This is a genomic window from Streptomyces sp. NPDC054887, from assembly GCF_053610585.1.
Genome location: NZ_JBSGYQ010000009.1, coordinates 64563 through 86395 on the forward strand (window position 1 = coordinate 64563; position 21833 = coordinate 86395).

Genomic DNA, 21833 nt, shown 5'->3' on the forward strand with positions numbered 1-21833 from the left:
TTGCCCTCCAACTGCCTGCACCGACGGTAGCGTCACACCGGCTACCGTGGGGCGGATGGGGACCGGCGAGCGCAACCAGGAGGCGCACGTGTCCGAAGGATCAGGCCCGACGCCACCACGCACGCTCGCGGAAGCCCTGCGCACCCGCGGCGACGCGTCCCTGGCCGCGCTGCTGCGCGCCCGGCCCGACCTGCTCTCGCCGGTGCCGAACGACCTCTCGCAGCTCGCGACGCGCGCGGCGACGCGCGCGTCGGTCGTCCGCGCCCTCGAACGGCTCGACCGGTTCACCCTGCAGACCGCCGAAGCCCTCGCGGTGGCCCCCGACCCGGCCCGGTACGAGTCCCTGCGCGCCCTGATGACCGGCGACGACGGTGACGCGGCCGTCGAGGCGGCGCTGCCGGCGGCCGTCGGGGCCCTCCGCGACCGGGCGCTGCTGTGGGGCGCCGACGACCGGCTCAGACTGGTGCGCACCGCCCGCGAGTTGCTGGCGCCCTCCCCCGCGCACCCGTCGCCCACCGGCCTCGGTCCGACCGTCGCGGAGGCCACCGCCGGGATGTCGCCGGGCCGGTGGCAGGAGACCCTGGCCGCCGCCGGACTGCCCCCCACGCACGACCCGGTGTCGGCGGTCACGGCGCTTGCGGAGCTCTTCAACGACCGCACCCGGATGTCCGCGCTGCTCGACACCGCCCCGCCCGAGGCACTGATGGTGCTGGAGCGGCTGGTGTGGGGGCCGCCGTACGGCGAGGTGACGCCGGACCCGGCGCCGCCCGTGCGGTGGCTGCGGGAGCGGGGGCTGCTGCTGCCGACGAGTCCCCGTACGGTCGTGCTCCCCCGCGAGGCCGCGCTGCACTTGCGCGCCGGGCGCGCGCACCGGGTGGCGGAGCCGGTGCCGCCCGCCGTCGAGCCGGCCCACGCGTACCGTCCACAGGTTGTGGACAGCACGGCGGCGGGACAGGCGTACACGGCGCTGGCCACCGTCGAGGAACTGCTGAAGGACTGGAACGAGGGCGGCCCGCCCGTCCTGCGTTCCGGCGGCCTGAGCGTCCGCGACCTCAAGCGGACCGCCGCCGCGCTCGACGTGCCCGAGCACACGGCCGCCTTCTGGGTCGAACTCGCCTACGCCGCGGGGCTGCTGGCCTCCGACGGCGAGGCCGCCGAGCGGTACGCCGCCACACCCGCGTACGACGAATGGCTCGACCTCCCGCCGCAGGACCGGTGGACCCGCCTCGCCGCCGCCTGGCTGCACGCCACCCGCACACCCGGCCTGGTCGGCGGCCAGGACACGAAGGGCCGGGTGCTCGCCGCGCTCGGCCCCGACCTGGACCGCTCGGCGGCCCCGGAGGTGCGCCGCCGCGTCCTCCAGCTCCTGGCGGAGCTGGCGCAGGGCGCGGCGCCGGCCCCCGAGCAGTTGCTGGCGCGGCTGCGGTGGGAGCGTCCGCTGCGCGGGGCCGCCCCGGCCACGGCGTCCGGCGCCGCCTCCGCCGGCGCGCCGGGCGACCTGCGCTCCCGTGTCGCGCTGTGGACGCTCACCGAGGCCGAACTCCTCGGCGTCACCGGGCGCGGGGCGCTCTCCTCCCACGGGCGCGCGCTGCTGGACGCCGGGCACCCGGCGGGCCACGGCCCCGGCGCCGAGGAGGCCGCCGCGGTGGCCCGCGCGGCCGCGCTGCTCGCGCCGCTGATCCCGGAGCCGCTGGACCACGTGCTCCTTCAGGCCGACCTCACGGCCGTGGCCCCGGGGCCGCTGCGACGGCCGCTCGCCGACATGCTGGACGTGCTCGCGGACGTGGAGTCGAAGGGCGGGGCGACGGTCTACCGCTTCACGCCCGCGTCCGTACGGCGCGCCCTCGACGCGGGCCGGGCCGCTTCGGACCTGCACGACTTCCTCGCCGAGCACAGCCGTACGCCCGTGCCGCAGCCGCTGAGCTACCTGATCGACGACGTGGCGAGGAAGCACGGGCATCTGCGGGTCGGGGCGGCGTCGGCGTACGTGCGGTGCGACGACGACGCGATGCTCGGCGAGATCCTCGCGGACAAGCGGTCGCAGGGTCTCGGCCTGCGGCGCCTCGCCCCGACCGTCCTGGCGGCGCAGAGCGATCCGGCGGCGCTGCTCGAAGGGCTGCGGGCCATGGGGTTCGCGCCGGCCGCCGAGTCGGCGGCCGGCGACGTGCTCATCACCCGCGCCCACGCCTACCGGACGCCGCCCCGCACCGCGCCCGTGCCGGTGCCCGAGGGGCCGCCGACGCCGGACGAGACGCTGCTGGGCGCGGCGCTGCGGGCGATCCGGGCGGGGGACATGGCGTCCACGGCGGTACGCAAGGAGGCCCCGGCGGCGGCCGCGGCCGGCGCGGCCCCGGGCGAGCTGCCGCGCACCACCGCCGCCGAGACCCTCGCGACGGTCCAGGCGGCGGCGCTGACGGGGTCGGCGGTGTGGATCGGGTACGTCAACGCGGACGGGGCGGCGAGCCAGCGCGTGATCGCCCCGGTACGGGTGGAGGGCGGCTTCGTCACGGCGTACGACCACACGGCGGACGAGGTCCGCACCTACCCCCTGCACCGCATCACGGGCGTGGCGGAACTGGCGGACAGCCCGTAACGGGGGCCCTTGACCGGCGGCGCGGGCTTGGCCACCGGATTCCGGTCGCCGTAGGACGGCGGCGGCCCGCCCGGCCGCCGACCGCTCAGCGGCGGCTGTCGGCCAGGCCCGTGTCCGGCGCCGCCGTCAGCGACGCCGACCAGGTGCCCTCGCCGTCGCACTCCTTGCCGTTGGGCCAGAACGGCTTCATGCGGGCCTTCGCCCTGTCCTTCATGATCACGCGCTCGCCGCCCGCCGAGGTGACGGAGAACCGTACGTCCAGCTCCTCGCCCTGTACGTCGTCGGGCGTAGGCAGGTGGATCCGCAGGCCGCCCGCATCAGTGGACGCCTCCGTACGCTCCTCGCACTCACCGTCGACGCACAGCCGCAGCACGACGGGCTCGGCGGCCGGTGCCGACTTCGTCGCCGTGGCGGCCTTCGTCGCCGTCGCTGCCTTCGTCCCCGTCGCGGCCTTCTCGCCGCCGTCCGGTGCGTACACCACGGTCACCCCCGGCACGCCGCCCATGAGCGTGCAGGCGCGGGGTGCGCCGATCGCACCACAGCCGGTGAGAGCCAGCGCCGTCAAAAGCGCGGCGGCGCCCCGCCCGGCCGTGGCCGCACCCGTCCCCCGCACCCTCACGTCGCCCCCTGGTCCGCCCGCCCGTCACCTGCCGGAGGGCACCGTATCCCCCTTCGCACGCGGCACGCGCTTCGCGTGCACCGCGCGGCCGATGCGGCGGCCGAGGACGAAGTAGCCGATGAGCGCGCCCGTCGTGTTGAGGATCACGTCGTCGACGTCGAACGCCCGGCCCTCCACGATCGCGCCCTGCGCCAGCTCCACCAGGACCATCACCACCACCGTGAGGGCCACCACCCGCAGCAGCCGCAGCGAGCGCGGCACCAGCACCGGCAGCAGCAGTCCGAACGGCATGCCGAGCAGCAGGTTGCCGCCGATCTGCTTGCACGCGGCGAGGAACGTGTAGTCCTCGGCGTACTGCCGCAGCGACGCGCCCGGCCGCAGGTTGGTCGTGACCAGCGCTTCCGACGCGTGCGACGGGGCCAGGGTCAGCCTCGCCAGTACGGCCGAGAAGAGCACGAGGCCGACGAAGGCCACGGCGACCGCGAGGGCGCGCAGCACCGCCCGCCCCCAGGAGCGTCGAGGCAGTCCCGCCGCGTCCACTTCTTCCGCTTCAGCTGTCATGGACACCCGCTTACCCCGACTCAGGACCCGTACCGCACGCGATGCTGCACACTGGACGTTTGGCCGTACGGGCCGATCTGCCGCAGAAAGGGCCGAAACACGCGTGAACGGACCCCTCATCGTCCAGAGCGACAAGACGCTGCTCCTCGAAGTCGACCACGAGCGCGCCGACGAGTGCCGTCGCGCCATCGCGCCCTTCGCCGAGCTGGAGCGCGCCCCCGAGCACATTCACACGTACCGGGTGACGCCCCTCGGCCTGTGGAACGCGCGGGCCGCCGGACATGACGCCGAGCAGGTCGTCGACGCGCTCGTCGAGTTCTCCCGGTACCCGGTCCCGCACGCGCTCCTCGTCGACGTCGCCGAGACGATGGCGCGGTACGGCCGCCTGACCCTCTCGAAGCACCCCGTGCACGGGCTCGTCCTCACCTCCACGGACCGCCCGGTGCTGGAGGAGATCCTGCGTTCGAAGAAGGTCCAGCCGCTGGTCGGCACCCGGATCGACGGCGACACGGTCGCCGTCCACCCCTCCGAGCGCGGCCAGATCAAGCAGACGCTGCTCAAGCTGGGCTGGCCCGCCGAGGACCTCGCCGGTTACGTCGACGGCGAGGCCCACCCGATCGACCTCGCGGAGGACGGCTGGGCGCTGCGCCCGTACCAGAAGCAGGCCGTCGAGGGCTTCTGGCACGGCGGCTCGGGCGTCGTGGTCCTGCCCTGCGGCGCGGGCAAGACGCTGGTCGGCGCGGGCGCGATGGCGCAGGCCAAGGCCACCACGCTGATCCTCGTCACCAACACCGTCTCGGCCCGCCAGTGGAAGCACGAGCTGGTGAAGCGGACGTCGCTGACCGAGGACGAGATCGGCGAGTACAGCGGTACGCGCAAGGAGATCCGGCCGGTCACCATCGCCACGTACCAGGTCCTGACGACGAAGCGGAAGGGCATCTACCCGCACCTGGAGCTGTTCGACTCCCGGGACTGGGGCCTGATCGTGTACGACGAGGTGCACCTGCTGCCCGCGCCCGTCTTCAAGTTCACGGCCGACCTCCAGGCGCGGCGCCGGCTCGGTCTGACGGCGACGCTCGTGCGCGAGGACGGCCGTGAGTCGGACGTGTTCTCGCTCATCGGACCGAAGCGTTTCGACGCGCCGTGGAAGGAGATCGAGGCGCAGGGCTACATCGCGCCCGCCGACTGCGTCGAGGTGCGCGTCAACCTCACCGACAGCGAGCGGCTCGCGTACGCCACGGCGGAGACCGAGGAGAAGTACCGCTTCTGTGCGACCACGGCGACGAAGCGGAAGGTGACGGAGGCGCTGGTACGCAAGTTCGCGGGCCAGCAGATCCTCGTCATCGGCCAGTACATCGACCAGCTCGACGAGCTGGGCGAGCACCTGGACGCCCCGGTGATCAAGGGTGAGACGTCCAACGCGCAGCGCGAGAAGCTCTTCGAGGCGTTCCGGCAGGGCGAGATCAGCGTCCTCGTCGTCTCCAAGGTCGCGAACTTCTCGATCGACCTGCCGGAGGCGACGGTCGCGATCCAGGTGTCGGGTACGTTCGGCTCCCGCCAGGAGGAGGCACAGCGCCTCGGCCGCGTGCTGCGGCCGAAGGCGGACGGGCACCAGGCGCACTTCTACTCGGTGGTCGCGCGCGACACGATCGACCAGGACTTCGCGGCGCACCGCCAGCGCTTCCTGGCCGAACAGGGCTACGCGTACCGGATCATGGACGCGGACGAGCTGATGGCGGGCGACGCCGACAGCGCGTCGTGACCGCGGGAGGGCGGGGGTCGGGGCGGGCTGCCCCGGCCTCCGCCCTTCGCTTTTCCGGCTGTACGGGGTGGGGGGCTCGGGGTGCGCGTGGGGCCTGTGGTCGCTGAGGGGCGGGTCGTACCGCCCCTGCCGTCAGAGGCCGGACCGGGCCTTCACGCCTGCGGGGCCGGCTGATCCGGCTGATCCGGTGGGGCCGGTTGATCCGGTGGGGCCGGTTGATCCGGTGGGGCCGGCTGGTTCGGTGGGGCCGGCTGGTTCGGTGGGGCCGCTGGGACCGCTGTGGCCGAAGACGTCGTCTCTGCCCCCGGGGCTCCCCGTCGGCAGTGGGCCGTGCGTACGGCCCGGCAGGGTGGTCCGGCGCCTGGCGCGCCCCGGCGCCGCCACCGCGTACGCCAGCAGGGCGAGGGCCAGGAGGGGGTACGGGGACGCCAGTGGCTGCTGCCACCAGGGAAGCCGGAGGTCCAGCGGGCCTTCGTGCGGAACCAGCCACAGCGAGCGGGCCAGGAAGACGACGGCCACCGCCGTGGCCGCCTTCCCCCGCCCCTCCGCCACGAGCACCGCGAGCAGCGGCACGCACCACACCCAGTGGTGCGTCCAGCTGATCGGTGACACCAGCAGCGCCGTCGCCGCCGTCGCCAGCACGCCCCACGTCTCGCCCCCCGCCCCCGCCGCCCGGCGCGCGGCCCACAGACCGGCCGCCGCGACGAGCACCGCGGCCGCCGACCACACCGCTCCCGGCTCGGGCTGGTGCATCAGACGGGCCAGCAGTCCTTGCAGCGACTGGTTGTCCACGATCCACGCCTTGCCGACCCGCCCGGTCTCGAAGAGGCGCCGGGTCCAGAAGTCGACGCTGGCGTGCGGGAGTACGAGCGCGCCGAGCAGTACCGTGCCGGTGAACGAGGCGACCGCGGTGAGCCCCGCGCGCACCCGGCCGGTCAGCAGCAGGTGGACGATGAAGATCGCGGGCGTGAGCTTCACGCCCGCCGCCACCCCCAGCGCGAACCCCTTGCCGAGGGCGTCGTCCGTACGGGTCAGGTCCCACAGGACGAGGCAGGCGAGGGCGAGATTGATCTGACCGAAAACGATCGTTTGGAAGACGGGTTCGAGCCACACGCCGAGGGCGGTGCCGGCGAGTACGAGCACGGGCCCGCCCCGGAGCCCGGCGAAGCGGCAGGAGAGGTGGACCAGGAGCGCGAGGAGCGCGGTGTTGCCGACGGCGAAGGCGACCTTGAGCGCGCCGAGCGGCAGCCAGGTCGTCGGCACGAAGAGGATGGCGGCGAACGGCGGGTAGGTGGCGGGCAGTTGCCACTGGGTGACGGTGAACCCGTACAGGTCGGTGCCGTTGGCGACGGCCGCGCCTTCCGCCCGGTAGACGAGGGTGTCGGCCATCGGGATGTGCTGGAGTACGCACAGCGTGGCCAGCGCGGCCAGCGAGACGGCGAGCAGGACGCCGACGGGCGTCCGGGCCGGTACGGCGAGTGATCGAGGTGTCACGCTGCGTTCGTCCACGGCCGCGACCCTAGTGGATCAGCGGACCCGGATCGGCTGCGCGGCGGCGGACGGCGGACGGGCGGGCGCGGATCAGCGGCGCCGTACGCCCGCCTCCTGCGCGTACTCCCCGAGGACGACCACGCTGAACGCGGCGCCCGCGAACACCTTGACGGCGTGCAGGACTTCGCCGATCCGAAGACCGGTCCGGGCGCCGCCCACGGTGGTGGCGCCGGGGGCCCGACCGGAGGGGCGAGGGGCGGAGGGGCCTGGGCTGAAGGTCAGTGAACTCATACCTCCATGATGAATTTCGGGCATTTCGCGCACAACGGTCTGGGGACTGAACTCCGGCCCACCCACCTCCTCCCGGGGACCTACCCCAAACCCGAGACAGCCTCGGGGCCGCCGACGGCCCCTCTCCGGGGCAGCGCCCCGGCGTCGGCACGACTGCGGCCCGCCTCTGCGGAAGCCGGGGCCCGCGCCCCGGCCCGCCCGCCGCGCCACTTCTCCGTGACCGCCCCGTAAATCCATTGGCCCGCGCCCCGCCCCCGCGAGTACACTCCCCGGTCTTCCCGCCTCCCTCTTCGGAGCGCCGCCGCCCGGACGGAAACCGGCCGGTCCACGCCGCGATCCCGCGTGATCGCACGCGAACCCCGCGACACCCACGTGAACCCCTCCGGAGGCAAGACCGTGCCCGCGCTCGATCCCGACCCGTCCCCCAGCGGCACCGCCCGCCCCGCCCCCTCCGCCCACGCCACCGACGGCTTCCCCGGCCCTCCCGGTTCTTCCGACCCCCTGAGCCGCGAACGCGCCCACCTCACCGCCTCGCGCGCCGCGCTGCGCGCCATGCGCGAGGACGCCGAGGCGCTCGACATCCGGGACGTCACCGCCAACTGGGTGAACGCCGTCGTCCTCGGCGCCCAGATCGAGGAACGCATCAAGTCGCTCGCGGACCTCTCCCACACCCCGCTCTTCTTCGGCCGCCTCGACTACCTCCACGTCGTCGGCGCCGAACAGGCCGAGGGCGCGGAGGGCGAGCGCTTCTACATCGGCCGCCGGCACGTCCACGACGCCGGGGGCGACCCCATGGTCATCGACTGGCGCGCCCCCGTCTCCCAGCCGTTCTACCGCGCGTCGAAGAAGGACCCGCTGGACGTCGGGCTGCGCCGCCGCTTCGGCTACACGGGCGGCGAACTCACGGCGTACGAGGACGAGCACCTCTCCGACCCGGCGGAGGCGGAGCAGACGAGCAAGCTGCTCCAGGCGGAGATCGAGCGCCCGCGCGTCGGTCCCATGCGGGACATCGTGGCGACGATCCAGCCGGAGCAGGACGAGATCGTACGGTCCGGTCTGTCCGGCAGCGTCTGCGTGCAGGGAGGCCCCGGCACCGGGAAGACGGCGGTGGGCCTGCACCGCGTGGCGTACCTCCTGTACGCGCACCGGGACCGGCTGGCCCGTACCGGCACGCTGGTCATCGGCCCCAACAAGTCCTTCCTCCACTACATCGAGCAGGTCCTGCCCGCGCTCGGCGAGCTGGAGGTGAAGCAGGCGACGGTGGACGACCTGGTGGCGGTGCACGGCGAGGTGCGGGGCACGGACGACGCGGAGGCGGCCGTCGTCAAGGGTGACGCGCGCATGGCGGAGGTGCTGCGCCGGGCCCTGCGCTCGCACGTCACCGCCGTACCCACGGAGCCGGTGGTCGTGGTGCGGGGTTCGCGCAGGTGGCGCGTCCCGGCGTACGAACTGGAGGAGATCGTCGGCGAGCTGCTGGCCCGCGACATCCGCTACGGGGCGGCGCACGACGCGCTGCCGCAGCGCATCGCGCACGCGGTGCTGGTCCGCATGGAGCAGGCCGGCGAGGCGCCGGACGACCGCGTGCAGGACGCCGTGGCGCGCAACGCGGCGGTGAAGGCCGCCGTCAAGGCGATCTGGCCGGCGGTGGACCCGGCGAAGCTCGTACTGCGGCTGCTCTCCGACGCGGAGTTCCTGGCGGAACACGCGCACGGGGTGCTTTCGGCGGAGGAGCAGAAGCGGATCCTGTGGGCGAAGCCGGCGCGGTCGGTGAAGACGGCGAAGTGGTCGGCGGCGGACGTGGTGCTGCTGGACGAGGCGGCGGACCTGATCTCGCGTACGCACTCGCTCGGGCACGTGGTGCTCGACGAGGCGCAGGACCTGTCGCCGATGCAGTACCGGGCGGTGGGACGCCGCTGCACGACGGGTTCGGCGACGGTACTGGGCGACCTCGCCCAGGGCACGACGCCGTGGGCGACGTCGAGCTGGGCGGAGGCCCTGCGGCACCTGGGCAAGCCGGAGGCGGCGGTCGAGGAGCTGACGGCGGGCTTCCGCGTGCCGCGCGACGTCATCGCGTACGCGTCGAGGCTGCTGCCGGAGATCTCACCCGGGCTGGCGCCGGTGTCGTCCGTACGGGAGAGCGCGGGGGCGCTGGCGGTACGGCGGGTGGACGCGGACGGCCTCTGCGACGCGGTGGTGGCGGCGTGCGCCGAGGCGCTGCACAACGAGGGCTCGACGGGCCTGATCGCGGCGGACGCGCGCATCGGGGAACTGGCGGAGGCCCTCACGGCGGCGGGCCACGCGTACCTCTCCCCCGGCGAGGAGACGACCGCGGAGTCCCGCCTGACGCTGGTGCCGGCGTCGCTGGCGAAGGGCCTGGAGTACGACTACGTGGTACTGGACGAGCCGGCCGCGGTGGTCGCGGGCGAGCCGGACGAACGAACGGGCCTGCGCCGCCTGTACGTGTCCCTGACCCGAGCGGTCTCGGGCCTGACGGTGGTCCACACAACCCCACTCCCGCCCGCCCTGACCTGAGCCGCCCTGCCGCGATCAAGCTGCCACGACCTGGCCGGCCTGCGGCGCCCCGACCGCGCCGGCCTGGGCCGGGCTGGTTTCGCGCGGGCTGGGCCGGGCTGACCGCACCCCGCCCTGCCTGACCTGGCCGCCCAGCACCATCAAGCCCGTCCGGCGCTTGAGGACACGCCCGCAGGGCGTCCAGGACCCGGGAAGCGCCCTCCCCCACCCACCAGCCCGTCCGGCGCTTGAGGACACGCCCGCAGGGCATCCGGGGCCCGGGCAGCGCCCTCCGTCACCCACCAGCCCGTCCGGCGCTTGAGGACCGGGGCCCGGGGCGGCGCCCCGGTTCGGGAAGGGGCGGGTCGGGGAAAGCCCCGCGCAGCGGACCCGCACCCGCACCGCCCCGGGCAGCCGACCCGCCCCGCACCCGCACCGCCCGCAGCGCACCGGCACCGCACCGCAGCCGCACCGCGAAGCGCACCCGCGCCGCCCCGCGCATCGGACCCGCACCACCGCCCCGCACCGGCCCCGGCACCGCACAGACCCCCCGCGCCTACCCGTCCAGCACCCCCCGCCACCCCCGCACCGCCTCCGCGGAAACCGGCGCCCCCCAGCCCCCCGGCCGCGCCGCGCCCCCGATGTGGAACGCGTCGATCCCGGCCGCCCGCAGCGCCGGAAGGTGGTCCAGGCGCAGCCCCCCGCCGACCAGCAGTTGCGGCGCGTACCCCGGCGCGCCCCGCCGCCCGGCCTCCGCCTCCGCCACCAGCACCGGCAGCCCCGCGTCCACGCCCTCCGCCGCACCGGCGGTCAGGTAGGTGTCCAGGCCCGGCAGCTCCGCCAGCCGCTTGCGCAGCGCGTCACGGTCCGCCGCCCGGTCGATCGCCCGGTGGAACGTCCACCGGCACCCTTCGATCTCCGCGACCACCCGCTCGACCGTGACGAGGTCCGGATTGCCGTCCGCATCGAGGAAGCCGAGTACGAACTCGTCCGCCCCCTCCGCGAGCAACCCCCGCGTCACCCGCACCAGTTCGTCGACGTCCCCGGCGAGGAACCCGTCCGCCAGCCGCAGCATCACACGCAGCGGAATGTCCACCGCCGCCCGGATCCGTCCGAAGGTCTCGCGGGACGGAGTCAGACCGTCCGCCGCCATGTCGGTGACCAGCTCCAGCCGGTCCGCACCTCCGGACCGGGCGGCGACCGCGTCCTGCGCGTCGAGGGCGATCACCTCCAGGACTGCACGGTTGTTCATGGAACCCCATTCCTCGGGAAAACGGCGACTACAGGTCTAGTCCAATATCCACCCTAGAGCCCCCACCTCCTCGACGCATCAACAAGTCGCGGCAACCACGCCACCCTCACGCCTTGCGCACACCCGCACCCGGGGGTATACATGACCCGAGAAGATACCCCCCTGGGGTATATACAGCCGATGGACCCCGTCACCCGGAGGAGCCCCCGTGCCCAGCACGCCCGCCACCGCCACCGCCACCACAACCGCCACCACGACGTCCACCCCCGCAACCCAGGTCGAGCTCCTCATCGGCGGCATGACCTGCGCCTCCTGCGCCGCCCGCATCGAGAAGAAGCTGAACCGGATGGACGGCGTGGAGGCCACCGTCAACTACGCCACGGAGAAGGCGAAGGTCGCCTACCGCGGCGAGGACGTCTCCGTGCAGGACCTGATCGCCACAGTGGAGGCCACCGGCTACACCGCCGAGCCGCCGCCCCCCGTACGCACGGACCCCCCACCGGGCGGCACCGGCGGGACCACCGCCCGAACGACCGGACCCGGCACCCGGGCCGAGGCCGACGAGGACGCCGACGCCCTGCGCCCGCTCCGGCAGCGCCTGATCACCGCGACCGTCCTCGCCGTTCCGGTCGTCGCGATGGCCATGGTCCCCGCCCTCCAGATCGAGTTCTGGCAGTGGCTGTCGCTGACCCTGACCGCCCCCGTCGTGACGTACGCCGCCTGGCCCTTCCACCGCGCCGCGTGGACCAACGCGCGGCACGGCGCGGCCACCATGGACACCCTGATCTCGGTCGGCACGTCGGCCGCGTTCCTGTGGTCGCTGTGGGCGCTGTTCTTCGGCACGGCCGGCACCCCCGGCATGACGCACCCGTTCGAGCTGACCGTCGCGCGCGGCGACGGCGCCGGGAACATCTACCTGGAGGCGGCGGCCGGCGTCACCGCGTTCATACTCGCCGGGCGCTACTTCGAGGCGCGCTCCAAGCGCAAGGCGGGCGCGGCCCTGAAGGCACTCCTGGAACTGGGGGCCAAGAGCGTGACCGTACTGCGCGACGGCGGCCGGGAGGAGACGGTCCCCACCGCCGACCTGGCCGTCGGCGACCGCTTCCTGGTCCGCCCGGGCGAAAAGGTCGCCACCGACGGCACCGTTGTCGAAGGCACCTCCGCCGTCGACGCCGCCCTGCTCACCGGCGAGTCCGTGCCGGTCGAGGTCGCCCCCGGCGACGCCGTCACCGGCGCCACGCTCAACGCCGGCGGCCGCCTGGTCGTCGAGGCCACCCGGGTCGGCGCCGACACCCAGCTCGCCCGCATGGCCAAGCTCGTGGAGGACGCCCAGAACGGCAAGGCGTCCGCCCAGCGCCTGGCCGACCGGATCTCCGCCGTCTTCGTCCCCGTCGTCATCGCCCTGGCACTCGGCACACTCGGCTTCTGGCTCGGCACCGGCGCCGGCCTGACCGCCGCGTTCACCGCCGCCGTGGCCGTGCTGATCATCGCCTGCCCCTGCGCGCTGGGCCTGGCCACCCCGACCGCCCTCATGGTCGGCACCGGCCGCGGCGCCCAGCTCGGCATCCTGATCAAGGGCCCCGAGGTACTGGAGACCACCCGCAGGGCCGACACGATCGTCCTCGACAAGACCGGCACGGTGACCACCGGCCGGATGACCCTGCTCGCCGTCCACACCACCGCGTCGACGGACGAGAAGGAGGTACTCCGCCTGGCGGGCGCCCTGGAGCACGCGTCCGAGCACCCGATCGCCCGGGCCGTGGCCGCCGGAGCCGTCGAGCGGACGGGCGGCCCCCTGCCCACCCCCGAGGACTTCGCGAACGTACCCGGGCTCGGTGTGCAGGGCGTCGTCGAGGGCCACGCGGTCCTGGTCGGCCGCACCCGGCTGCTGGCCGACTGGGCGATGGAGCTGCCCGCCGGACTCGAACGGGCCCGGGCCGAGGCCGAGGCGGCGGGCCGCACCGCGATCGCGGTGGCCTGGGACGGCGAGGCACGCGCGGTCCTGGAGGTGGCGGACGCGGTCAAGGAGACCAGCGCGGAGGCGATCGGCCGGCTGCGCGCGCTGGGCCTGACACCGATCCTGCTGACCGGCGACAACAGGGCCGTGGCCGAGTCCGTGGCCCGCGAGGTGGGCATCGACGAGGTCTTCGCGGAGGTCATGCCCGAGGACAAGGTGGACGTCGTCAAGCGGCTCCAGGCCGAGGGGCGCAGCGTCGCCATGGTCGGTGACGGCGTCAACGACGCCGCCGCCCTCGCGCAGGCCGACCTCGGCCTCGCCATGGGCACGGGCACCGACGCCGCCATCGAGGCGGGCGACCTGACGCTCGTACGGGGCGACCTCCTCGCGGCGGCCGACGCGATCCGCCTGTCGCGCAGGACGCTGGGCACCATCAGGTCCAACCTCTTCTGGGCCTTCGCCTACAACGTCGCCGCCCTCCCCCTGGCCGCCGCCGGCCTCCTCAACCCGATGATCGCCGGAGCGGCCATGGCCTTCTCCTCCGTCTTCGTCGTCGGCAACTCGCTGCGCCTGCGCGGCTTCAAGGCCGCCGGCGCCTGACCGGACCGCCCCTGTGCCAAGCCGGTCGCGCTCCGGCCCGGCACAGGGGCGGACGCACGCGTACGGGCCGCCGGATCCGGGAGACCGCCGGGAGCGGCGGCCGGCGTCGCGGCAGAATGAAGCCCATGAACGCCACGGCCGCCACCCCGCCGCACCCCGCGCACGACGACCTGGTCCGCCGCTGGCTGGACACCCTGCCGGCCGGCGGCGAGCTGTCCGCCGACCCCCGCCCGTACGCCGAGAACCTCCTCGCCCGCTGGGCCGAACCCCAGCGGCGCTACCACCGCACCGACCACCTGGTGGCAGTCCTCGGCCACCTCGACACACTGGCCGGCCACGCCGACGACCCGGCCGCCGTGCGCCTCGCCGCCTGGTTCCACGACGCCGTGTACCGCCCCGACCGCTCCGAGAACGAGGAGCGCAGCGCCCTGCTCGCCGAGCGCGCCCTGGCCGAGCTCGGTCTCGACGCGGCCCGCACCGCCGAGGTCGCCCGCCTGGTGCGCCTCACCGCCACCCACGACCCCGCCCCCGGGGACACCAACGGCGAGGCGCTCTGCGACGCGGACCTGGCGATCCTGGCCGCCGCCCCCGAGCCGTACGCCGCCTACGCGGCGGCGGTCCGCGAGGAGTACGGCTTCGTGCCCGACGACGCGTTCCGCGAGGGGCGCGCGGCGGTCCTGCGGCAGCTCCTGGGCCTGCCCGCGCTGTTCCGTACGCCGCACGGGCGGACGGAGTGGGAGGCGCGGGCACGCCAGAACCTGTCCACGGAGCTGGACCTGCTCACCGTCTGAGCGGCACGACCGGCCCGACGCCGGGCCCCGTGTCCGCCCCGCGCCCGGACCCGCCCGGGAATGCCACCCGCCCCCGCGGTGTTCTCCCCTGTCATGCCTGCCTCTGCCGACCGACGCTCCCGCATGCCCCTCGCCGTCTACATACTCGGCCTGGCGGTCTTCGCCCTCGGCACCAGCGAGTTCATGCTGTCCGGGCTGCTCCCGCCGATCGCCGCCGACATGGACGTCTCGATCCCGCGAGCCGGGCTGCTGATCTCGGCCTTCGCCATCGGCATGGTGATCGGCGCGCCCCTGCTGGCCGTCGCCACCCTGCGTCTCCCCCGCCGTACGACCCTGATCACCCTGATCACGGTGTTCGGCCTCGGTCAGGTCGCCGGCGCGCTGGCGCCCTCGTACGAGCTGCTGTTCGCCTCGCGCGTGGTGAGCGCCTTCGCGTGCGCCGGGTTCTGGGCGGTGGGCGCGGCGGTCGCCATCGCCATGGTGCCGGTGAACGCGCGGGCGCGGGCGATGGCCGTCATGATCGGCGGGCTGAGCATCGCGAACGTGCTGGGCGTCCCGGCCGGGGCGTTCCTCGGCGAGCACCTCGGCTGGCGCTCGGCGTTCTGGGCGGTGGGCGCGGCCTCCGCGCTCGCCCTGGTGGGCGTCGTGACGTCGATCCCCCGCATCCCGCTGCCGGAGCGGAAGCCGCGCCTCGGGAAGGAGCTGGCGATCTACCGCGACGGCCAGGTCTGGCTCGCCATCACGATCACGGCGCTCGCGGCGGGCGGCGTGTTCTGCGCGTTCAGCTACCTCGCGCCGCTGCTCACGGACGTGGCGGGGCTGGAAGCGGGCTGGGTGCCCACCGTCCTGGCGCTGTTCGGCATCGGCGCGCTGGTGGGTACGACGGTGGGCGGCCGGGTCGCGGACGCGCACCTCTTCGGCGTACTGATCAGCGGCATCGCGGCGTCGACGGTGTTCCTCGTCGTACTGGCCCTCTTCGCGTCCGGCCCGGTGGTGGCCGTGGCGCTGTCGTTCCTGCTCGGCCTCTCGGCGTTCTACACGGCGCCCGCGCTCAACGCCCGCATGTTCAACGTCGCGGGCGCGGCCCCGACCCTGGCGGGGGCGACGACGACGGCGGCGTTCAACCTGGGCAACACGGGCGGGCCGTGGCTGGGCGGCACCGTCATCGACTCGGGCTTCGGCTTCGCGTCCACGGCGTGGGCGGGCGCGGCGATGACCGTGCTGGCGCTGGTGGCGGTGGTCCTCTCACTGCGGCTTCAGCGGTCCCGCTCCCGTCTGGTGGCGTCCTCGGCGTCCACACCGGCACCGGCCGCCCAGGAGCCCGTGCCCACCGAACGCGGCTGACGCCGGTTCCGCCCACCCACGCCGGGGCGGGCTGCCGGACACCGGGGCGGCCGTCCCTGGCTGATCCGGCGCCGCCCCTACGCCGACCGCCCCTTGGGCCGCCGCAGCCCCGCCTCCGTCAGCCGGCGTACGAGCTCCTTGGAGCCCACCTCCACGGCCCCGGCCGCCACCGCGTCCGCGTACCGCACGTCCGGCACGTCGTAGTGGTCCCGCTCGAACGCCTTCGGCGGACAGCCGATCGACGCCGCGAACGCGTGCAGTTCCTCGAACGAGACGTCGCTCACCAGGTGCGACCACATCCGGCCGTGCCCCGGCCACGTCGGCGGGTCGATGTACACCGTCACCGCAGGCCGCCGACGGGCGCCACGATCACGGACGCCTTCGCGCACACCCAGTGCGGATCCGGCCCCAGCTCCGGTGCGACCTCCAGCGCGTGCGGCTCCACGTCCGTGCACACCGGGCAGATCGGCCACCGGCCGTACTTCTCCAGCAGCGCGTCCTGCACGTCCTGGGCGATCAGCCCCGTCACGTACGCCGCGCCCTCGGGCCACTGCTCCACCCACCACCGCCGGTGCACGACCGCGTCCTCCACCATCGACACGACGTCCGCCTGCGCCACCTCCCGGGCCGCGAGGTCCGCCATGACCAGGGCGCGGGCGGCGTGCAACGCCTGCTCCACGGGGGAGGGAATGGGATCCATGCAGCCATTGTCGCGCGCCCTGCCCCGGCCGCCGCGAACCACGTCCGCCGTCCCGCCCACCAGGGGTTGACGGCCCTCACCGGTCGAAAATATCTTTCACTCGTGACCAATCCCGTGAAGGAAAGTTTCACCGCGACCGCCCGCGCCGCCGCCCCGCCGGCCCCCGCCGCCCTCGCGGCCAAGGTCCGCACCCTGGCCGCCGCCCCGCCGGCCCCCGCCGCCCTCGCGGCCAAGGTCCGCACCCTGGCCCCCTCCATGACCCGCTCCATGCAGCGCGTCGCGGAAGCCGTCGCCGCCGACCCGGCCGGGTGCGCCGCCCTCACGGTCACCGGCCTGGCGGAACTCACGGGCACCAGCGAGGCGACCGTCGTCCGCACCGCCCGCCTGCTGGGCTACCCCGGCTACCGCGACCTGCGCCTCGCGCTCGCCGGGCTCGCCGCCCAGCAGCAGTCCGGCCGCGCGCCCTCCGTGACCGCCGACATCGCCGTCGACGACCCGATCGCCGACGTTGTGGCCAAGCTGGCGTACGACGAGCAGCAGACCCTCGCCGACACCGCCGCCGGTCTGGACACCGTCCAGCTCGGCGCGGCCGTCACCGCCCTCGCCACCGCCCGCCGCATCGACATCTACGGCGTCGGCGCCTCCTCCCTCGTCGGCATGGACCTCGCCCAGAAACTGCTGCGCATCGGCCTCATCGCGCACGCCCACGCCGACCCGCACCTCGCCGTCACCAACGCCGTCCAGCTCCGCGCCGGCGACGTGGCGATAGCCATCACGCACTCCGGCTCGACCGGCGACGCCATCGAGCCGCTGCGGGTCGCCTTCGACCGGGGGGCCACCACGGTCGCGATCACCGGCCGCCCCGACGGGCCCGTGTCGCAGTACGCCGACCACGTCCTCACCACGTCGACCGCCCGCGAGAGCGAACTGCGCCCGGCCGCCATGTCCAGCCGTACGAGCCAGCTCCTCGTCGTGGACTGCCTGTTCATAGGCGTCGCCCAGCGCACGTACGAGACGGCGGCGCCCGCCCTCGCCGCCTCCTACGAGGCCCTCGCCCACCGTCACGCTCCGCGCGGCGGCAGCCGCTGACCGCCGGGGTCAAGAACCCCGGCACGGATCCGCAGCAGTACGACGAGAAAGAGCCGCACTCCCCATGACCTCCACCTCCCGCCCGTACGGCGAACTGCGCGCCCAGCTCGCCACCCTCACCACCGAGGCGTTCCGCCCCGAGCTCGCCGACATCGACCGGCTCCCGACCGCCGAGATCGCCCGGATCATGAACGGCGAGGACCGTTCCGTCCCCGAGGCCGTCGCCGCCCGGCTCCCCGAGATCGCCGCCGCCATCGACGCCACCGCCGCGCGCATGGCCCGCGGCGGCCGTCTCGTCTACGCGGGCGCCGGCACGGCGGGACGGCTCGGCGTACTGGACGCCAGCGAGTGTCCGCCGACCTTCAACACCGACCCGTCCCAGGTCGTCGGCCTGATCGCCGGCGGCCCCACCGCGATGATCAAGGCGGTCGAGGGCGCGGAGGACTCGAAGGAGCTGGCGGCGGCCGACCTCGACGCACTGGGCCTGACCCCGGACGACACCGTCGTCGGCATCTCCGCCTCCGGCCGCACCCCGTACGCGATCGGCGCCGTCGAGCACGCCCGGCGCACCGGCGCCCTCACCATCGGCCTGTCCAGCAACGAGGACAGCGCGCTGGGAGCCGCCGCCGAGCACCGCCTGGAGATCGTCGTCGGCCCCGAGCTCCTGACCGGCTCGACCCGCCTCAAGGCGGGCACCGCCCAGAAGCTCGTCCTCAACATGCTCTCGACGATCACCATGATCCGGCTGGGCAAGACGTACGGGAACCTCATGGTCGACGTACGCGCCTCCAACGAGAAGCTGCACGCCCGCTCCCGCCGCATCGTCGCGCTCGCCACCGGTGCGCAGGACACGGAGATCGAGGCCGCCCTCACCGCCACCGACGGCGAGGTGAAGAACGCCATCCTGGTGCTCCTCGGGTCGGTCGACGGCCCCACCGCCGCCCGCCTTCTCGGCGAAGCGGGCGGCCACTTGCGCGTGGCGCTGCGGGCCGCCGCCGCCCGTACCGCCTGAACTGGGGGGACCACCCCCGCACAGCAAGGCACCACGCACCATGACAGAGAACAAGAACCGCGCCACCGCCGCCGCGATCCTTCCGCTCGTCGGAGGCGCGGGGAACGTCACCTCCATCGCCCACTGCATGACCCGCCTCCGGCTGGGCCTGCGCGACCGCTCCCTCGTCCAGGACGAACGCCTGGCGGCCCTGCCCGCCGTCCTGGGCGTGGTGGAGGACACCACCTACCAGATCGTCCTCGGCCCCGGCACGGTCGCCCGGGTCACCCCGGAGTTCGAGGCCCTCGTCGAGGAGGAACGCGCGGGCGCCGCGCCCGCCCCCCTCACCGCCGGCGAACTCGCCGACCGGGGCGCCGCCCTGCGGGCCGAACAGAAGACGCGCAACGCCACCCCGTTCAAGCTCTTCCTGCGCAGGATCGCGAACATCTTCGTCCCGCTGATCCCCGCCCTCATCGGCTGCGGCGTCATCGCCGGCTTCAACGGCCTGCTGGTCAACCTCGGCCTGCTCCCCGCCGTCACCCCCGCGCTCGCCGCGATCGCCACCGGCTTCATGGCCCTGATCGCCGTCTTCGTCGGCCTCAACACCGCGAAGGAGTTCGGCGGCACCCCCATCCTGGGCGGCGCGGTCGCCGCGATCATCGTCTTCCCGGGCGTCGCGAAGGCCGACGCGTTCGGCCAGCCGCTCTCGCCCGGCCAGGGCGGAGTGCTCGGCGCGCTCGGCGCGGCGGTGCTCGCGGTGTACGTCGAGAAGTGGTGCCGCCGGTGGGTCCCCGAAGCCCTGGACGTCCTGGTGACGCCCACCCTCACCGTCCTGGTCTCGGGCCTCGTCACCGTCTTCGGCCTGATGTTCGTGGCCGGCGAGGTCGCCTCCGCCATCGGCCACTTCGCCGACTGGCTGCTGTCCACCGGCGGCGCGGCGGCCGGCTTCGTGCTCGGCGGACTCTTCCTGCCCCTCGTCATGCTCGGTCTGCACCAGGCCCTCATCCCGATCCACACCACCCTCATCGAGCAGCAGGGCTTCACCGTCCTGCTCCCGATCCTCGCCATGGCCGGCGCGGGCCAGGTCGGCGCGGCCTTCGCGGTGTACGTCCGCCTCCCCCGCAACGGATCCGTCCGACGCACCATCAAGTCCGCGCTCCCCGCCGGTTTCCTCGGCGTGGGCGAACCCCTCATCTACGGCGTCTCGCTGCCCCTCGGCCGCCCGTTCGTCACCGCCTGCGTCGGCGGCGCGTTCGGCGGCGGTTTCGTCGGCCTGTTCAACCAGCTCGGGGACTCCTTCGGCTCCACCGCCATCGGCCCGTCCGGCTGGGCCCTGTTCCCCCTCCTGGCCGGAAACCAGGGCATGGGCGTGATGGTCGCCGTGTACGCCGGCGGACTGGCCGTCGGTTACGCCGCCGGGTTCCTGGCCACGTACTTCTTCGGCTTCAGCCGGCAGATGCTGACCGACCTGAACGCCGACGACCCCGCCGGCGGCCTGATCGCAGCCTCCGGGACACCGGCCCCGCCGCCCTCTCCGGGCGCCTCCGAGAAGGCGCCCGCCGCACTCTGACCCCACCGCCTCACCGAGACCGCGAGCGCCCGATGGCGGCACCCCGCACGGGGTGCTGCCGTCGTGCGCCACGCCTCACGGCAGCCGGCCCTCCGCGTTGATCTCTCTCACGCGGGCTCTCAGCACCTCACCGAGCGCGACCGGCCGCACGTCCTGCGGCGGACAGTCCCACTCCTTGCCGCCGCCGGGCGGTCGTAGCTGTACGTAAGTGCCCACCCGGCCCATGACCCGGCCCACCCGCCCGTCCCGGACGTCCACCGCGTACGCTCCCGCCTCCGGCGGTTCCCCCTCCGTCATGCCTTCAGCGCCTGGAGTACGGCGGCGAGCCGCAGCGCGGTGTCCAGATTGCAACGCCCCAGGTCCACCAGGGGATACCGGGCGTCGCTGGCCAGCGACACCACGTCCACCCGCAGCGACGGCAGCGTCACCTCCACCACCCCGAGCCCCTTCCGCAACTGGGCCACCACTTCTTCCGCGGCCCGCAGCCGCTCCGGCGATCGCACCACCATGTCCAGGCACCTCCACACGCTGAGTGTTCGCTTTCCTCACACAGAGTGGCCGATCCGGCACTACCGTGGGGCAGAAGGCCGCCCAACAACCCCATATGTACGACAGGGAGTTGCCATGCCCGGTCCAAAGGACCTCGATCCGTCGTCCTCTCCACGCGCGCTGCTGGGCGCGGAACTGCGCCACGCGCGCGAGAAAGTGGGCCTCACTCAGGAGGAACTCGGCCAGCCGCTCTTCGTCAGTGGCTCGTTCATCGGCCAACTGGAGGCGGGCACTCGTCGGATGATGCCGGAGTACGCCGTGAAGATAGACGAGATCCTGGAGACGGGCGGATTCTTCGCGCGGAACTGCCGGGCGGCCACAAAGTCGAAGTACCCGGACCACTTCGCCGAGGCGGCCGAGGCAGAGGCGATCGCGACGGCGATCAAGGAGTACGCGCCGCTGCTCATCCCCGGCCTGTTGCAGACGGAGCCGTACGCGAGGGCGATCTTCCGCGCGTACCAGCCGACGGCGACGGAAGAGGTGATCGACGGCCTCGTGGCGGCGCGGCTGGAGCGCGCCCACCTGCTGGACGACCCAACAAAGCCGCTGTTGTGGGTGGTTCTGGACGAGGCGGTGCTGCGGCGGACGGTGGGCGAGCGGGCGGAGATGGCGGGGGCGCTGCACCATGTGGCGGCTGTGGCTCGCCGCCACAGGGCCATTGTCCAGGTGTTGCCCTTCGCCGCAGGCGGTCATGCGGCCATGGGTGGGGCCCTCAAGCTGATGACCTTTGAAGACGCACCCCCACTCGCCTATCTGCAGGGGCCCGGAGCCGGCCAGTTAGAGGATGACCCGGCCACGGTCGCTCGCCATCAACTGGCCTACGATCTGGTTGCGGCCATCGCACTGTCGCCCAAGGACTCCCTGGCCCTGATCGCATCAGTGGCGGAGGATTATGGCCATGAAGAGCAGCCCTGAGTACGACCTGAGCGCGGCAACCTGGCACAAGTCCAGCTACAGCGACGGCAGCGGCGGCGACTGCCTGGAGGTCTCCGACAGCGACCCCCGCATCGTCCCCGTCCGGGACTCCAAGAACCCCGCCGGCCCGGCTCTCGTCTTCCCGGCCGCCGCCTGGTCCGCCTTCGTCGGCGGTCTCAAGCGGCGGTAGACGCAACCGCACGCACGACGACGCCTGCCCTCCACCCCGAGCCGGGGGTGGAGGGCA

20 protein-coding genes are annotated in these 21833 nt (G+C 74.1%); 11 read left to right on the forward strand and 9 right to left on the reverse strand.

The window, feature by feature from the left end; translation table 11 throughout:
• Window positions 1–55 precede the first annotated feature (55 nt).
• Window positions 56–2593, forward strand: a complete 2538-nt coding sequence (locus tag ACWGH0_RS07430; protein WP_453403194.1) for a helicase-associated domain-containing protein — start codon at window positions 56–58, stop codon at window positions 2591–2593.
• Between the two features lie 85 nt (window positions 2594–2678).
• Here ACWGH0_RS07430 and ACWGH0_RS07435 read toward each other — a convergent pair whose 3' ends face one another.
• Both ACWGH0_RS07435 and ACWGH0_RS07440 read right to left on the reverse strand, forming a co-directional pair.
• On the reverse strand, window positions 2679–3212 hold the full coding sequence (locus tag ACWGH0_RS07435; protein ID WP_453403195.1) for a hypothetical protein: 534 nt from the start codon (window positions 3210–3212) through the stop codon (window positions 2679–2681).
• Window positions 3213–3236: 24 nt separating this feature from the next.
• Window positions 3237–3773: a VanZ family protein gene (locus tag ACWGH0_RS07440; protein ID WP_453403196.1), complete on the reverse strand. Its 537-nt coding sequence runs from the start codon at window positions 3771–3773 to the stop codon at window positions 3237–3239.
• A gap of 103 nt (window positions 3774–3876) precedes the next feature.
• Here ACWGH0_RS07440 and ACWGH0_RS07445 point away from each other — a divergent pair, with 103 nt between their 5' ends.
• Window positions 3877–5535, forward strand: coding sequence for a DNA repair helicase XPB (locus ACWGH0_RS07445; RefSeq protein ID WP_453403197.1), 1659 nt, complete (start codon window positions 3877–3879; stop codon window positions 5533–5535).
• A gap of 132 nt (window positions 5536–5667) precedes the next feature.
• Here ACWGH0_RS07445 and ACWGH0_RS07450 read toward each other — a convergent pair whose 3' ends face one another.
• Both ACWGH0_RS07450 and ACWGH0_RS07455 read right to left on the reverse strand, forming a co-directional pair.
• Entirely contained in the window at window positions 5668–7044 is a 1377-nt protein-coding gene (locus tag ACWGH0_RS07450; protein WP_453403198.1) for a glycosyltransferase 87 family protein, read from the reverse strand.
• A gap of 72 nt (window positions 7045–7116) precedes the next feature.
• Window positions 7117–7317: a hypothetical protein gene (locus ACWGH0_RS07455; protein ID WP_453403199.1), complete on the reverse strand. Its 201-nt coding sequence runs from the start codon at window positions 7315–7317 to the stop codon at window positions 7117–7119.
• 501 nt (window positions 7318–7818) lie between these two features.
• Here ACWGH0_RS07455 and ACWGH0_RS07460 point away from each other — a divergent pair.
• The gene (locus ACWGH0_RS07460; protein WP_453403261.1) at window positions 7819–9849 is read left to right on the forward strand and encodes a HelD family protein; all 2031 of its coding nucleotides are present in this window, start codon (window positions 7819–7821) and stop codon (window positions 9847–9849) included.
• Between the two features lie 535 nt (window positions 9850–10384).
• On the opposite strand, the gene ACWGH0_RS07465 is transcribed toward ACWGH0_RS07460, so the two are convergent.
• Complete coding sequence (locus ACWGH0_RS07465; RefSeq protein ID WP_453403200.1) at window positions 10385–11080, reverse strand: copper homeostasis protein CutC; 696 nt, start codon at window positions 11078–11080, stop codon at window positions 10385–10387.
• A 298-nt stretch (window positions 11081–11378) separates the two neighbouring features.
• Here ACWGH0_RS07465 and ACWGH0_RS07470 point away from each other — a divergent pair, with 298 nt between their 5' ends.
• The 3 genes from ACWGH0_RS07470 (at window position 11379) to ACWGH0_RS07480 (ending at window position 15772) form a co-directional block, all read left to right on the forward strand.
• The gene (locus tag ACWGH0_RS07470) at window positions 11379–13637 is read left to right on the forward strand and encodes a heavy metal translocating P-type ATPase (RefSeq protein ID WP_453403262.1); all 2259 of its coding nucleotides are present in this window, start codon (window positions 11379–11381) and stop codon (window positions 13635–13637) included.
• A gap of 125 nt (window positions 13638–13762) precedes the next feature.
• Window positions 13763–14428, forward strand: coding sequence for an HD domain-containing protein (locus ACWGH0_RS07475; protein ID WP_453403201.1), 666 nt, complete (start codon window positions 13763–13765; stop codon window positions 14426–14428).
• Between the two features lie 123 nt (window positions 14429–14551).
• Window positions 14552–15772 carry a Cmx/CmrA family chloramphenicol efflux MFS transporter gene (locus tag ACWGH0_RS07480; RefSeq protein ID WP_453403263.1) on the forward strand — a complete coding sequence of 407 codons (1221 nt, stop codon included), beginning with the start codon at window positions 14552–14554 and terminating at the stop codon, window positions 15770–15772.
• Between the two features lie 77 nt (window positions 15773–15849).
• Here the strand turns inward: ACWGH0_RS07480 and ACWGH0_RS07485 are convergent, their stop codons facing one another.
• Entirely contained in the window at window positions 15850–16116 is a 267-nt protein-coding gene (locus ACWGH0_RS07485) for a DUF4031 domain-containing protein (protein ID WP_453403202.1), read from the reverse strand.
• The gene (locus ACWGH0_RS07490) at window positions 16113–16472 is read right to left on the reverse strand and encodes a hypothetical protein (protein ID WP_453403203.1); all 360 of its coding nucleotides are present in this window, start codon (window positions 16470–16472) and stop codon (window positions 16113–16115) included. The genes ACWGH0_RS07485 and ACWGH0_RS07490 overlap by 4 nt, the downstream gene beginning before the upstream one ends.
• A gap of 192 nt (window positions 16473–16664) precedes the next feature.
• Here ACWGH0_RS07490 and ACWGH0_RS07495 point away from each other — a divergent pair, with 192 nt between their 5' ends.
• The 3 genes from ACWGH0_RS07495 (at window position 16665) to ACWGH0_RS07505 (ending at window position 20122) form a co-directional block, all read left to right on the forward strand.
• On the forward strand, window positions 16665–17561 hold the full coding sequence (locus ACWGH0_RS07495) for a MurR/RpiR family transcriptional regulator (RefSeq protein WP_453403264.1): 897 nt from the start codon (window positions 16665–16667) through the stop codon (window positions 17559–17561).
• Between the two features lie 64 nt (window positions 17562–17625).
• Window positions 17626–18573, forward strand: a complete 948-nt coding sequence (gene murQ / locus ACWGH0_RS07500; protein WP_453403204.1) for an N-acetylmuramic acid 6-phosphate etherase — start codon at window positions 17626–17628, stop codon at window positions 18571–18573.
• A gap of 40 nt (window positions 18574–18613) precedes the next feature.
• Entirely contained in the window at window positions 18614–20122 is a 1509-nt protein-coding gene (locus ACWGH0_RS07505; protein WP_453403205.1) for a PTS transporter subunit EIIC, read from the forward strand.
• 75 nt (window positions 20123–20197) lie between these two features.
• On the opposite strand, the gene ACWGH0_RS07510 is transcribed toward ACWGH0_RS07505, so the two are convergent.
• Both ACWGH0_RS07510 and ACWGH0_RS07515 read right to left on the reverse strand, forming a co-directional pair.
• Entirely contained in the window at window positions 20198–20419 is a 222-nt protein-coding gene (locus ACWGH0_RS07510; protein WP_453403206.1) for a hypothetical protein, read from the reverse strand.
• A complete protein-coding gene (locus ACWGH0_RS07515; RefSeq protein WP_453403207.1) occupies window positions 20416–20631 on the reverse strand; it encodes a hypothetical protein in 216 nt (71 codons plus the stop codon). The genes ACWGH0_RS07510 and ACWGH0_RS07515 overlap by 4 nt, the downstream gene beginning before the upstream one ends.
• A 115-nt stretch (window positions 20632–20746) precedes the next feature.
• Between ACWGH0_RS07515 and ACWGH0_RS07520 the strand changes: the two genes are divergently transcribed.
• Together ACWGH0_RS07520 and ACWGH0_RS07525 are read left to right on the forward strand one after the other, a co-directional pair.
• Window positions 20747–21586: a helix-turn-helix domain-containing protein gene (locus ACWGH0_RS07520; protein ID WP_453403208.1), complete on the forward strand. Its 840-nt coding sequence runs from the start codon at window positions 20747–20749 to the stop codon at window positions 21584–21586.
• Window positions 21570–21776 carry a DUF397 domain-containing protein gene (locus tag ACWGH0_RS07525; RefSeq protein WP_453403209.1) on the forward strand — a complete coding sequence of 69 codons (207 nt, stop codon included), beginning with the start codon at window positions 21570–21572 and terminating at the stop codon, window positions 21774–21776. Before ACWGH0_RS07520 ends, ACWGH0_RS07525 begins: the two co-directional genes overlap by 17 nt.
• The last annotated feature ends 57 nt before the right edge of the window (window positions 21777–21833 follow it).